Here is a 14,216-nt window from a genome sequence, read left to right as displayed (position 1 = left end):
GTTTCGGCTAGAAATATTAAACCGGTGTCTTTAGCCCGAAAAATGTTCGGGCCGTCACCACATCATTGGCGATTTGCTGCTTCAGGGCATCGAGCGAAGCAAAACGCTGTTCATTGCGCAGTTTTGCGCGGAGCACCACATCAATATGACGCCCATAAAGATCCATTGTTACATCAAGCAGATGAACCTCTAGTTGCTGGCGAACGCCGGCAACAGTAGGCCGGGTGCCAATATTGGCGACACCGGGCAATGGCTCTGGACCCAAGCCATAAACATCAACCGCATACACTCCTTTTACCGGAGCGACTAAACGTTTTAACGGCAAGTTCGCCGTGGGGAAGCCAATCGTCCGCCCCAGTTCATCGCCGTGAACCACACGGCCGGAAATACTGTACGGGTGGCCAAGTAGCGTCTCAGCCAACACCAGATCGTCGTCGTGAAGCGCCTGACGAATCGCCGTGCTGCTAATGCGCAACCCACCGTCACAGAAGCTGTCAGTGCTGATGACATCAAAACCAAATTCAGCACCCGCCTGCTGTAACAGCTGAAAATCCCCCTGACGCCCTGCGCCAAAGCGGAAATCATCGCCAACCGTTAAAAACTTAACACCCAACTTCTCTACCAGCAACTGAGCAACGAAAGCTTGCGCAGTATTTGCTGCAAAACGCGGATCAAATTTAACGCACAATAAATAGTCAACACCCGCTTCGGCCAGATATCGCGCTTTATCACGCAAGCGCGTCAGCCGTGCTGGTGCTTTGTCCGCTGCAAACAATTCCAGTGGTTGCGGTTCAAATATCATTACCATAACGGGCAGATCTAAACGCTGACCTTCGCGCTTTAACTGCTCCAATAAGGCTTGATGTCCGCGATGGACACCATCAAAGTTACCGATAGTTAGCACGCAACCATGGTGGCGTGCCCGGATATTATGTATACCGCGAATTAGCTCCATAGCTGGCTCAAAACAGTGGAAATCGCCGGATTATACCTTGTACAGCGGTTAAGGTTAACCCGCGATTGGCACCTTTAATCGAAAGTCATACCATTTTGCCAATTTTATGCAGGTAAAATCCCTTTTACTGACTTTATCCTGTAGAATACGCTCGCCGTTGAATACAGAAGCAGGCTGAGATTTTTACAAGAACCACCGTCGAATCCCTTCGAGGCAGTGAACTGTGGAATTTTCTTTCGAAAGACTGTATTCCACAGCGCGAAGCTGGTAAAATCCCGCTCCATCACAACGTAGCAAGTGCCGCCCGTACAAACGGCGCTTATTTGCACAAATCCATTGACAAACGAAGGCTAAAAGGGCATATTCCTCGGCCTTTGAATTGTCCTCAATAGAATATATTTGGGAGTTGGACCTTGGCTAATATCAAATCAGCTAAGAAACGCGCCGTACAGTCTGAGAAACGCCGCAAGCATAACGCTAGCCGTCGCTCAATGGTGCGTACCTTCATTAAGAAGGTGTATGCGGCAATTGCAGCTGGCGATAAAGACGCAGCGCAAAAAGCATTTAATGAAATGCAACCAATCGTGGATCGTCAGTCCTGTAAAGGTCTGATCCACAAAAACAAAGCAGCACGTCATAAGTCAAACTTAGTCGCGCAAATCAACGCAATGCAGTAATGCATTAAGTTGGTTGCTTAGTAAAAAGACCGGCCTAGGCCGGTTTTTTTATGTCCATCGTTTGGCGATTATCTCACTTCTTTCACTACCCCACTAGCAGCAGGGCAATGATGCCGATCACCAAATAGCTCATATTTCAGCTGCTCAATTGCCGAAGTCATCCATCAACCGCTAAAAAGTGCTGAAAAATCTTTGTTACATACCCGCTGTACGGCCGGATGTTGGATCATTCGCTCGGCAAAAATGACGTAATACTCTTCTTGCACATTATCCAGTCGGCCAATTTCGACAATTTGATCATCTTTAGCGTAGGTATCAGCCGCGTAAATGGTTGGTGCAACAAAAATGGCATTGTTATAAATAGCAAAAGCGTTCATCAATGCGGCATCATCAAACTCCCCCAAAATTTCCACCTGTAGCCCTTTGCTGTTAATCCAGTTCAGCAATTTACGCCCGAGCATTGAGCGACGGCCGGGGATCAACAAACGCTTTTGTTGCAAACAAGCAGGGAAAGGTGAATCTGGGATGGGTTGACGACAGTAAAAACTCACACTGCATTCACCCAGTTTGACCGAGAACAGCCCTTCTTGCTGGCTGGAGTCGACTGGGCAATCCGAAAGGATCATATCCAGCTTATGTTGGCTTAGCTGCTCAAGTAGCATCTCATGGGTCGATTCGAAACAGCGCAGATGAATTTTTTCATTATCGACTACCGCTGTTTCCAGCACCTGACTCACCAAGCGCTTGGATAGCGCATCGGCAACACCCACATCAAAGAGCAGATTGGATTCTTTGCGGTAGTTAACAATATCCAGCATTTCATGGCTGAGCATGAACATTTTATCGGCATAACGAAAGACCAACTGCCCCAGTTCCGATGGCACTAAACCTCGCCCTTGGCGCTTAAACAGTTTACCGCCTAGCCGCTCTTCCAAGGCTTTAATTTGGCCGGTAATAGTTTGTGGGGTTAGGAATAATGCTCCAGCGGCACCCACGACGGAGCCTTCTTTGCAGACCTGCCAAAAATAGTAAAGATGATTGAAATTGATATGAGACACTCGCATGTCGTTATCTCCTTAACCTATCGCGAAGCCAGATATAGGGCCCCATGTACGATAAAACATTCCCTGTTTTAGACTTCACAGCCTGTGAGCCAAGAATTCCATCAAGTAAAACTGCCGGTGTTTTTGTCTGACACCGGCAATGGTGAGTAATACCTTGAACCAGCATTCGATTAGACTAGTTAGCCGCTTTTTTATTTGCCGGTAACGCCAAGCGCAACAGGCTGTAACCCACAATCGCTGCGGCGGTCGAACCTAGCAATATGCCCAGTTTGGAATAGGTTGTCAGGGCAAGGTCAGCGCCTTCGAATGCCAGTGAAGCGATAAATATCGACATTGTAAAGCCGATACCGCAGAGCACTGAGACAGCGAAAATCTGCTTAAAGTTTATCGCATCAGGCAGTTTAGCAATCCCTAACTTAACCGCGAGCCAACTAAAGATGAAAATCCCCAGTGGCTTACCAATAAACAGACCGCTCGCTATCCCCAGAGGCAGTAACGATGTCAGCCCGGAGAAAGAGACGCCCTGTAACGAAACCCCTGCATTGGCAAAAGCAAACAGTGGCAAAATCAAATAGGCAACCCACGGATGCAAACCATGTTCCAGCGACTCCGAAGGAGAACGCTTATCTTTGGTATGCAGCGGGATCATAAAGCCAACAATGACGCCAGCTAAGGTTGCATGTACACCTGACTTAAGAATGCAGACCCACAGCACCAACCCCACCAGCAAATAGGCAGAGGTTTTCCCGACGCCACGCCAGTTCATGTAGCCCAACAGCGCAATGGCCGCAGCGGCGATCCCCAAAGCTTGTACTGAAACCTCGTGGGTATAAAACAGCGCAATAATAATGATGACACCCAGATCATCGATAATTGCTAGCGCCAGTAAGAATACTTTCAGGCCAGTTGGTACGCGGTTACCCAACAACGCCATGACCCCAAGGGCAAAAGCAATATCCGTGGCGGCTGGAATGGCCCACCCCTGGCGAGTGACTTCATCCGCCCCATTAAACAGCAAATAGATCAGGGCTGGTGCTAACATACCGCCCAATGCGGCAATGGCGGGGAAAACCGCTTTATCGCGGCCTGCCAATGAACCTTCCATCAACTCGCGCTTAACTTCCAGCCCAACGACAAGAAAGAATACTGCCATTAAGCCATCGTTAATCCACAGTAATAGCGGTTTACTGATATCCAGCGACGCGACTTTTACTGATACTGGCACATCAAGAAATGATTGATAAATCCCTTGCAGCGGGGTGTTAGCCATCAATAAGGCCACGATGGCGGCAAAGATTAAAATCAGCCCACCCGCAGCCTCTTGGCGCAAAAATTGACGAATCATATTTGTCACAATGAATACTCCCTACATCGGACAGAAAAGCCAGTCAGAGTGACTGGCAAATAATCTACAAATTCTAGGCTAATTATTAGCTCGTAAAAAGTCGTTTTTATAGCAACAAACACTCGGAATTACCGATCAATCGGTCATATCAATCACATTAACTTTCGATGGAAGAGCAAAAAAACCAATTTGGTGGATGCTCACGGCTTCATTCAACCATGACCCACCGACAAGCTCTCGCAAAAAAAGTGCTGAGGTAAGCCCTTTAACGTCAGCCCGATGGCTTCATCAACATTATCGACTTGTACCACAGACACAATGGGCATCATCAATTCATTGGCAACAAAATGAGTCCGATGATCCGCAATTTTGTTTTCCGCAGTGACTGCTTTTTCAGCTATACATGAAGGGTTTTATCAAAACTACACCTATTAATAATATCTTAGGCTGTTTTTTTAATATTAGAATATTAATGCCAAGTTGGCATATTAGACTTAAGTTCAAGCCCACATACATAAAGTATGAGCTTAAGATAAATTTAAGCTCAGCATTTTAAAATACATATCACTGTATTTAACGTGCAATAGCCTCGACAATCGTCAGGTAAGTACCGGTATCGATAATGCGGCTTATTTTCAGATCGGCATTCGTTAGCAACTATTTCAGTTCAGCTTCTGTGCGTTCTCTCCCGCCGTCAAAACTGCCCAACATGAGAATATCCATGTTCTTGCCGAAATGAGGTTTATTATCTTCCTGAATTAGGTTATCCATGATCAATACTTTCCCATTTGGCAGCATTGCCTTACGGCAATTTCGAAGTATTTCTGTCGCTTTTTCATCAGGCCAATCATGGACGATATATTTCAGTAAATAAAAATCAGCCGGTGGGCATGATTCAAAGAAAGAAGTATTAAATAAGAGCGATAATAGATATAACCGGACAACACCTCTATCTACTGACGGCAGATAGGACAGAACATGTGTTCGACATATAATTATTGCCAAAACAAAGCATAACTCCAATTATCATTAGATATATTAAAGTGGTCGTTGTGTTTTTTTATTTACATCCATATTTTAGTATTTACATTGAAAATAAAACCATACTGATTTTTTTATCATTTGATTGATTTATTTGAATTAATTATCAATAAAGCCAACTTAATTTATATCAAATACATTAATAACCACAATGCCGATCAACTCAGGATCGATGGACAGACCCTTAATTGATCGGCATTGTACAGTTAGTGGCTTAACCTGCATTACCTACAGGTTAAGCCATTTATTAACGGGTTAAATCATCGAAGAATTTTTTCACGCCATCGAGGAAGCTTTTAGAACGGGGGCTGTTTTTCTCACCCGCAGCACCGACGAAACTCTCTTCGAGTTCACGCAGTAACTGTTTCTGTTTTTCACTCAGATGAACTGGCGTCTCAACCACGACACGGCATAACAAGTCACCTTGACTCCCGCCACGGACGGATTTAACACCCTTGCCACGCATACGGAACAACTTACCAGTCTGAGTTTCTGCAGGCACTTTCAGCTTAACCCGGCCATCCAGCGTCGGGACTTCAATCTCGCCGCCCAAGGCTGCCATTGCAAAGTTAATAGGCACTTCACAATAGAGATTGTTGCCTTCACGCTCGAAGATTGGATGCGCTTTGACTTGCACCTGGACGTATAAATCGCCTGCTGGTGCGCCGTGTTCACCCGCTTCACCTTCGCCCGTTAAGCGAATGCGATCACCGGTATCAACACCCGCCGGGATCTTAACCGACAGTGTTTTTGATTTCTCGACGCGGCCATGCCCATGGCACTTATTGCATGGGTCTTTAATGATTTGGCCACTGCCATGACAAGTAGGACATGCCTGCTGTACGGTAAAGAACCCTTGCCGCATATGCACCTGACCCGCACCACGGCAAGTCGAACAGGTGACAGGAGAACTTCCCGGTTTAGCACCGCTACCGTGGCAAACGTCACACTCATTCAGCGTTGGAATGCGGATCTCTTTAGTCACACCGCGTACAGCTTCTTCCAGTGTCAGATCCATGTTGTAGCGCAGATCTGAACCACGGGATGCACGTTGACGACGTCCACCACCAAATATATCGCCGAAAACATCACCAAAGATATCGCTAAAATCAGCACCACCACCACCGAAACCGCCGCCGCCCATACCACCTTGTTCGAAGGCGGCATGACCATACTGATCATATGCTGCGCGCTTTTGTGGGTCGGTTAGAATTTCGTAGGCTTCTTTAACTTCTTTAAAGTTTTCGCCGGTATCGTTTTCGTCCTGATTACGGTCCGGATGATACTTTACTGCCAGGCGTTTATAGGCCTTTTTGATTTCACGTTCATCGGCGTTCTTTTGAACACCTAGAACCTCGTAATAATCTCTCTTCGCCATTCTCTTTTTTTCCTACCCTTAACATGCGTGCACGGGCGTAGAGTTTCCTCGACGCCCGTGCTGGTTTCCAGCAACAGTAAGGCCTACCACTGCTGTGCCCGCTTAAGGGCGATTATTTTTTGTCTTTCACTTCTTCGAATTCGGCGTCTACAACGTCGTCTTCTTTCTTGGCACTGGTATCGCCAGCATCACCGCCTGCGGCAGCTTGCTGCTGCTGAGCCATTTCCAGCAATTTGCCAGAAACCTGCACCAGAGCCTGAGTTTTTGCTTCGATTTCAGCTTTGTCTTCGCTTTTCAGAGCTGCTTCAAGCGCTTTCAAAGCATCTTCGATTGCAGTTTTGTCTTCTGCTGGCAGTTTGTCACCGGCTTCTTCCAACTGTTTACGTGTACCGTGAATCAGATGGTCAGCTTGGTTACGGGTCTGAACCAGTTCTTCAAACTTACGGTCAGCTTCTGCGTTAGCTTCAGCATCGCGTACCATTTTCTGGATCTCTTCCTCGTTCAAACCAGAAGATGCCTTAATGGTGATCTTCTGCTCGCGACCGGTATTTTTGTCTTTAGCAGACACATGCAAGATACCGTCGGCGTCGATATCGAAGGTGACTTCGATTTGCGCCATACCACGAGGTGCCGCCTGAATACCGTCCAGATTGAACTGACCCAGAGACTTGTTATCCTGAGCACGTTTACGCTCACCTTGTAGCACATGGATGGTTACCGCAGACTGGTTGTCTTCTGCAGTAGAGAACACCTGGCTGTGCTTGGTTGGGATAGTGGTGTTTTTGGTGATAAGCGGAGTCATCACACCACCCATGGTTTCAATACCCAGTGACAGTGGAGTTACGTCCAGCAATAGGACGTCTTTCACTTCACCAGACAGAACACCACCCTGCACTGCCGCACCAATCGCTACAGCTTCATCTGGGTTAACGTCTTTACGTGGTTCTTTGCCGAAGAAATCAGCCACTTTCTTCTGAACCATTGGCATACGAGTCTGACCACCCACCAGGATAACGTCCTGAATATCGGAAACAGACAAGCCAGCATCCTGCAGAGCCACTTTCAGTGGTTCAATAGAACGGTTTACCAAATCTTCTACCAGTGACTCCAATTTAGCGCGAGTCACTTTGATGTTCATGTGTTTTGGACCGCTGCCATCAGCCGTAATGTACGGCAGGTTAACGTCGGTCTGTTGAGCTGAAGACAACTCAATTTTTGCTTTTTCAGCGGCTTCTTTCAGGCGCTGCATGGCCAGTGGATCGGTACGCAGATCCATACCTTGGTCTTTCTTAAATTCATCAACCAAATAGTTGATCAAACGGCTATCGAAGTCTTCACCACCCAAGTGGGTATCACCATTGGTTGCCAGAACTTCGAAGGTTTTTTCGCCATCAACTTCATCGATTTCGATAATAGAGATATCGAAAGTACCACCACCGAGGTCATAAACCGCAATAGTACGGTTTCCAACTTCTTTATCCAGACCGTAGGCCAGTGCCGCGGCGGTTGGTTCGTTGATGATACGTTTTACTTCCAGACCTGCGATACGGCCAGCATCTTTAGTTGCCTGACGCTGAGCATCGTTGAAGTAAGCAGGTACGGTGATAACAGCTTCAGTAACGGGTTCACCCAGAAAATCTTCCGCTGTTTTCTTCATTTTCTTCAGCACTTCAGCAGAAATCTGCGGTGGTGCAACTTTCTGGCCTTTTACTTCAACCCAAGCATCACCATTGTCAGCAGCCACGATTTTGTACGGCATGATGTCTTTATCACGCTGTGCTTCTTCATCCTGGAAACGACGGCCAATCAAACGTTTGATGGCAAACAGTGTATTTTGTGGGTTAGTGATAGCCTGACGTTTAGCAGGTTGACCAACCAGAATTTCACCATCTTGGGTATAAGCGATGATAGAAGGTGTAGTGCGGTCACCTTCGCTGTTCTCCAGCACACGCGCTTTTGTACCATCCATAATAGCTACACAAGAGTTGGTAGTACCCAAGTCGATACCAATAATTTTACCCATCTAAAACGCCTCCACTAAAAAGTCATATTCGGTCAAGTTACTAATCTATATGTGGGCGGATTGTTTATTTTCAACTGCCCGTATTTTCTTAATCAATGTTTTCATGCCCAATATTGTGTTGATGCATGTCTCCGCTGATCCACGATTAGCTCCTGCGGTTGGGAATAAGATGGGGCCACGAAACTCAGCATCAAGGGGGGAGATGAAAAAAAATTACTTTTTATCACCCTCAAGATCATTGTTTCCAATCGCGGGGATCATTATGATGCCGCGCGCACTGAGGGAATCGACGACTTTTTGGTCATTCAGGCGCTTTATACTTATTCGGATAATGATACCCAAAGAGTTTGGTGTTGCAGCTAGATTGTCAGCTAACCTTCTGCGACTTCAAGAATGAAGGGGATATCCATTTTTTAGCATTCTGTTAGTGACAGAGGACTTATGAACACCACCAAGTTGGCGAATCCTGGCCCATTAGGGCTGATGGGCTTTGGGATGACTACCGTCTTGCTTAACCTGCACAATGCAGGCTTCTTTCCCCTGACCTCTGTTATTTTGAGTATGGGGATTTTTTACGGCGGCCTGGCACAAATTTTGGCCGGTTTGCTGGAGTACAAAAAAGGCAATACCTTTGCGGCAACTGCATTTACCTCATACGGTGCATTCTGGCTGAGCCTCGTTGGCTTGCTGATGCTGCCGAAAATGGGTCTGGCGGAAGCCACTGACGCACAATTCCTCGGTGTTTATTTAGGTTTGTGGGGTATTTTCACGCTGTTTATGTTCTTCGGCACCTTACCAGCTAACCGCGCCTTGCAATTTGTCTTCGGCAGCCTGACAGTGCTATTTGCTCTGCTGGCAGTGGGTAACTTCACGGGTAACCATTCGCTGTTGGTCTTTGCTGGCTTCGAAGGCATTATTTGTGGTGCTAGTGCAATTTATTTGGCAATGGCTGAAGTGCTGAACGAGCAATATGGCCGTACTGTGCTGCCAATCGGCGAACCAAGCCAAATTTCACATGTACAAGCTGTAGCTTAATTACAGCTTCACCAGTAATTTTATATTTAATAACACACTGAATATTGGATAACTCTAATATTCAGTGTTCTTCATTTATTACTTCACAACTAAACATTATTTATCACTTAATGATGTAACCATTTATTAAAACCAGAATAACTCATTCAATATATACCACCATAAAAAACGCACTATAACATTGTGATACCTCATAATTGAAAAATAGACAAGGAGGAAAATACCGACACATCTTATAATCCCAACGCCTCGATAATGACACCCCGTTTTTTAGTTAACGAAGCCAAGAGGATATCATGATAATAGCCTGCAAACTATTAGTAATAATTACATTAATAATATCAAAAATAGCTTATTCAGATGAGGGTGATGATGAAGTTTGCTTCTACACTGAGGATTATTTTCAAGGTGAGAAGACCTGTTTACATTCAGGCCGACAAATAGATCTGTACCATGAGTATATAAGTTCATTTCTTTTGGAAACAGACCCATCTATTATTGATAATGATAGTATAAATTCAATAAATATACCACCAGGAATGATGGCGACAATATATAAAAATGATAATTTCAATGCGCCTTTTTTCTCGTTAACGGAAAGCATAAACACTAAAGACTTAATTAGTATAGATATGGACAACGAGATAAGCAGTATTAAAGTATCAGAAAACAAAAAGCTCAATTGTAATCAAAAATGTATTATTTTAGATTCATACAAGATAACACTGCCTGAAGCATTCGGAAAATACTGGAATGATGAGCGCTTAGTTAACAAACAAATATTACTCATTTTTAACAGTCAAGATCATAGGAAAGACGATGGTTACAGTATCAACTTACTAAATGGACCGAATATTACCGTTGCAGAAAAAGAAATTACGTTCTCAGATTACAGCATGTTCAATAAATTCGCTTTTGAATACGTAAACAATGCGGACAAACTTGCTTTCATTATACAATTAAGTGATGACACTGTACAATTTCAATATATTCAAACACTAAAAGAACAGTTGGTGGATATATCACCTATTATTTCATTCAAGTGGATTGAAGTTATTGATATAGCACCAGAAATAATCATTGAAAATTACAATTACCGCAGTAACAAACCATTGATATTAAATAATTCTATACTAACAGCTGACACCGGCGAGCAGAACTGGGAAAAAAGAGACCTGGCTAAAACGAGTCAGTTAATATGTTACTTCACACCATTTTTAAATATTTACAACTATATTACTCATGGTTCATGTCAACAATTAGATAGAATACTTTTCAATGCAGATGAATATTTCAGCCATAATACCAAAGAAAAAACTTTGCATATTGCAGGAGATAGTCGCCCGTTAAAAGAGAAACCATCAACAGATATCAGTATTAAAGAAGTAAGAACTAAAGAAACAAATAAAACTGAAATCGATGATAACTACATGACACTTAGTTATATTGACAGCACACATAACCACCAATCATTAAGCCTGCCTGCGGTAGCAAAAACCTGTATGGTCTCGATATACTCGCTACTTAATACACGTCTACCACGTCAAGTAAGACCCCCTTGCATTGATTGGACGCTAGATATCATGACTGATTTTACATTGTTATTTGGCAACGATATACGAACCTGGAACTCAGAGTATTTTAGTAAAATTATAGACTCAATTATAAGAACAGGGAGCACAGGAGCTATAGTCGAAAATAAAGAGATAGAGCAACGATTAAGTGATGCGATAAGGGAAAAAATCGTCGATAAAACCACAGGAAACCCCCTAAGTCAGATTAAGACTGCGTTTGATTATGCTCAACTGAGTTATTTAACCTATAGTTTTTATTACTCATCTGATGACATGCCAGCCCAAGTAGAACAACTGCCACTGGGTATTTATGAGTTGCTCTTAGAAACCTTCGTATATAGACCAACAACACCTAGGGTTATTGAACACGGTGAGTTAGTCGAACAACATGATTCAGAGTTTGAGATAGAAATAATAGCAACACCATCTCCCGAGGAAGTAGCAAAACTATCCGCTGAGGAAATTGAGAAAAATCGCGCCTTACGAGAAGAACTCATCAAAATCATTGAACAATGGGGAGAACGATATCAAGGCATGCATATTGTTGATCAAGATGCCGACTCCGATATGGCAAATGCAATGAGTAAAACTCTGCATGCTGGACATATTGTTACCGGTATTATCCACCGCAGATTGATTATTAAGCGTCCTGGTGAGATTTATGTCGTGCTCAAGTTCCGCGGGGAAATTATCGCGATTGTTCTGGCAGACCGTTTCAATAACAGAAATCAAGTTGAGCTGGTCGCATCGGCAACACTGCCAGACTATGTGTTAACCCCGAATAGTGAAGGGACCGTAAGAGGAGCGGGAACAGCCGCCGTTAACGCATTGGCTCAATATTTACAGCAACAAGGTGCCAGTACACTCTTTTCTGAGGTGATTTCTCAACCCTCTGCGCGCGTAAAACAAAAGGTCGGTTTTAATTTTAAATCAGAGTTCTAACGGACCCAGCTAAAAACAAAAGCCCATAATGTTTGATCACATTATGGGCTATTTTTTTACGGTAACTTGGCATGCATGAGTAATAATTTGGTTAGCTCATGACCTTCTTCGCCATATTGATTTTAACTTCGCTGTTAATATCGTTACGCAGATAAACCCCGAGTAGCAATCCTACCAACGATAGCAGCAACATATAATAGGCTGGTGCCATAGGGGTCACCTTCATTAATAGGGTGACCAGAATCGGTGTCAGGCCGCCGAATATGGCGTAAGCCACATTGTAAGAGAATGAAATCCCCGTGAAACGGACCTCCGCGGGGAAAGCACGTACCATTACATAAGGTACCGCGCCGACGATCCCGACACAAAAACCGGCCATCATATAATGGGTAAACAGTTGGGTCGGATCAGTGAGATTGGTGTGATAGAACGACCATGTTGATAGCGCCAACATTAGGCTGCCGACAATAAAGGTTTTACTGGCACCGAAGCGGTCAATCGCCAGACCCGCAATGACACAACCGCAAACCAATGCGACAATCGCCAGACTGTTCGCCTGCAATGCTAACGCGGGCAGCACACCGAACTGTTTCTGCAAATAGGTCGGGGTCATCAAGATAACGACCACGATACCGGCAGAAAGTAGCCAAGTGAGTAACATCGAAACAACCACTTCTTTCTTGTAATTGACCACCACGGATTTCAGTGGCAGCTCTTCAGCCAGAGCTTTACGAGCCTGCATCTCTTTGAAGATAGGTGTTTCCTGCAACCAGCGGCGTAAATACATCGCGAACAAACCGAAGATCCCCCCCAAGAAGAACGGCACACGCCAACCGCCATCCAAAATAGCCTGATGACCCAACGTGGTATTCATGGCCGTCGCGACCAGTGAACCCAGCAAGATCCCCGCAGTCAGACCGGCGGTCAAAGTACCACAGGCAATCCCAATGCGTCGGCGCGGCACATGCTCCGCCACAAAGACCCAAGCTCCGGGGACTTCACCACCGATTGCCGCACCTTGCAACACACGCATCAGCAGTAGCAGCAGTGGTGCAGCGATGCCGATAGAGGCGTAAGTTGGCAGCATACCGATCGCCAACGTTGGCAAGGCCATCAATAGAATACTGAGGGTAAACATCTTCTTACGGCCAACCAAGTCGCCAAAGTGCGCCATGATAATGCCGCCCAGCGGCCGGGCCAGATAGCCGGCGGCGAAGATACCGAATGTCTGCACCTGACGCAGCCATTCAGGCATATCCGTCGGGAAGAAGAGGTCACCAATCACCGCCGCAAAAAAAACAAAGATGATAAAGTCATAAAACTCTAGCGCCCCGCCTAATGCAGCCAGAGTCAGCGTTTTATAATCTTGCTTATTCAACCGACGATTATGATTATGTTGTTGGTCAACATCATGTTGGGATAAGTCGCTTTGAGATGAGTTGTGTTCTTGAGACATATGACACCGTAGTAAACCAGAGTTGGGGAAGAAAAATATTTTCATCTTTTTGTAAAGTAAACATGACTATACCGTACAAAATTCCCCACACTTTGATAATGGTATCTAATGCTATAGAAACTTTTAATTTAGCTTTTTATATCGATAATGGCGTTTTTCGGACGAAAAGTCGCTACCACTTCAGCATTGGTCTCTATATAAGGCCCATCCAGCAGTTGAATGCAATAAGGCACACTAGCAAAAATACCCGCAACCACCGCCTTCGACTGGGAATCTTTCACCCCTTCCAGCGTCTCTTTAATTGATTTGGGCTGTCCCGGTAAGTTGATGATCAGCGCCTGCTTACGGATAACCCCAACTTGGCGGGATAAAATAGCGGTAGGAACGAAATGGAGGCTGATTTGACGCATTTGCTCGCCAAAACCGGGCATCTGCCGATCGGCGATAGCCAGAGTGGCATCAGGGGTGACATCGCGCCTTGCTGGGCCAGTTCCACCCGTAGTCAACACCAAATGGCAACCCATTTCATCGACTAACTCACACAGGGTTTGTTCAATCAGCGTTTGTTCGTCAGGGATAAGGCGCGTTTCAATTTCAAAGGGGGTGGTTAATGCACTTGCCAGCCACTCTTCTAGCGCCGGAATGCCTTTATCCTGATAAACCCCGCTCGACGCCCGATCAGAGACGGAGACTAAACCTATACGTAATGTATTCATGCGACTACCT

The 14,216-nt window shown here is 45.1% G+C and carries 10 protein-coding genes and 1 pseudogene; 3 read left to right on the top strand and 8 right to left on the bottom strand.

What is annotated here, in order from left to right; all coding sequences use genetic code 11:
- Positions 1-16 precede the first annotated feature (16 nt).
- On the bottom strand, positions 17-955 hold the full coding sequence (gene ribF, locus ACZ76_RS12225) for a bifunctional riboflavin kinase/FAD synthetase (RefSeq protein WP_048619169.1): 939 nt from the start codon (positions 953-955) through the stop codon (positions 17-19).
- 413 nt (positions 956-1,368) lie between these two features.
- Here ribF and rpsT point away from each other — a divergent pair, with 413 nt between their 5' ends.
- Positions 1,369-1,632 (top strand): 30S ribosomal protein S20, encoded by a 264-nt coding sequence (gene rpsT / locus ACZ76_RS12220; RefSeq protein ID WP_002220715.1) that lies wholly within the window; start codon positions 1,369-1,371, stop codon positions 1,630-1,632.
- Positions 1,633-1,796: 164 nt separating this feature from the next.
- On the opposite strand, the gene nhaR is transcribed toward rpsT, so the two are convergent.
- The 5 genes and pseudogenes from nhaR to dnaK all read right to left on the bottom strand — a co-directional run bounded on the left by nhaR (position 1,797) and on the right by dnaK (position 8,483).
- Positions 1,797-2,696, bottom strand: coding sequence for a transcriptional activator NhaR (nhaR, locus tag ACZ76_RS12215; RefSeq protein ID WP_048619168.1), 900 nt, complete (start codon positions 2,694-2,696; stop codon positions 1,797-1,799).
- A gap of 175 nt (positions 2,697-2,871) precedes the next feature.
- Complete coding sequence (gene nhaA / locus ACZ76_RS12210) at positions 2,872-4,050, bottom strand: Na+/H+ antiporter NhaA (RefSeq protein ID WP_048619167.1); 1,179 nt, start codon at positions 4,048-4,050, stop codon at positions 2,872-2,874.
- Between the two features lie 564 nt (positions 4,051-4,614).
- Positions 4,615-4,947 (bottom strand): annotated as a pseudogene (locus tag ACZ76_RS18475) (methyltransferase); the annotation flags it as partial.
- A 382-nt stretch (positions 4,948-5,329) separates the two neighbouring features.
- Positions 5,330-6,460 (bottom strand): molecular chaperone DnaJ, encoded by a 1,131-nt coding sequence (gene dnaJ, locus ACZ76_RS12205; RefSeq protein ID WP_048619166.1) that lies wholly within the window; start codon positions 6,458-6,460, stop codon positions 5,330-5,332.
- Between the two features lie 112 nt (positions 6,461-6,572).
- Positions 6,573-8,483 (bottom strand): molecular chaperone DnaK, encoded by a 1,911-nt coding sequence (gene dnaK / locus ACZ76_RS12200; protein WP_048619165.1) that lies wholly within the window; start codon positions 8,481-8,483, stop codon positions 6,573-6,575.
- A 441-nt stretch (positions 8,484-8,924) separates the two neighbouring features.
- On the opposite strand from dnaK, the gene satP reads away from it, so the two are divergent.
- Positions 8,925-9,518, top strand: a complete 594-nt coding sequence (gene satP, locus ACZ76_RS12195; RefSeq protein ID WP_048619164.1) for an acetate uptake transporter — start codon at positions 8,925-8,927, stop codon at positions 9,516-9,518.
- 632 nt (positions 9,519-10,150) lie between these two features.
- The gene (locus tag ACZ76_RS12190) at positions 10,151-12,034 is read left to right on the top strand and encodes a GNAT family N-acetyltransferase (RefSeq protein ID WP_048620281.1); all 1,884 of its coding nucleotides are present in this window, start codon (positions 10,151-10,153) and stop codon (positions 12,032-12,034) included.
- A 91-nt stretch (positions 12,035-12,125) separates the two neighbouring features.
- On the opposite strand, the gene ACZ76_RS12185 is transcribed toward ACZ76_RS12190, so the two are convergent.
- Positions 12,126-13,490 carry an MFS transporter gene (locus ACZ76_RS12185; RefSeq protein ID WP_048619163.1) on the bottom strand — a complete coding sequence of 455 codons (1,365 nt, stop codon included), beginning with the start codon at positions 13,488-13,490 and terminating at the stop codon, positions 12,126-12,128.
- 128 nt (positions 13,491-13,618) lie between these two features.
- The gene (mog, locus tag ACZ76_RS12180; RefSeq protein ID WP_048619162.1) at positions 13,619-14,206 is read right to left on the bottom strand and encodes a molybdopterin adenylyltransferase; all 588 of its coding nucleotides are present in this window, start codon (positions 14,204-14,206) and stop codon (positions 13,619-13,621) included.
- Positions 14,207-14,216 lie beyond the last annotated feature (10 nt).

It is taken from the genome of Yersinia aleksiciae, assembly GCF_001047675.1.
GTDB lineage: Bacteria > Pseudomonadota > Gammaproteobacteria > Enterobacterales > Enterobacteriaceae > Yersinia > Yersinia aleksiciae.
The sequence above is the reverse complement of the archived record's forward strand: the minus strand, read 5'-3'. Positions and strand labels throughout refer to the sequence as shown.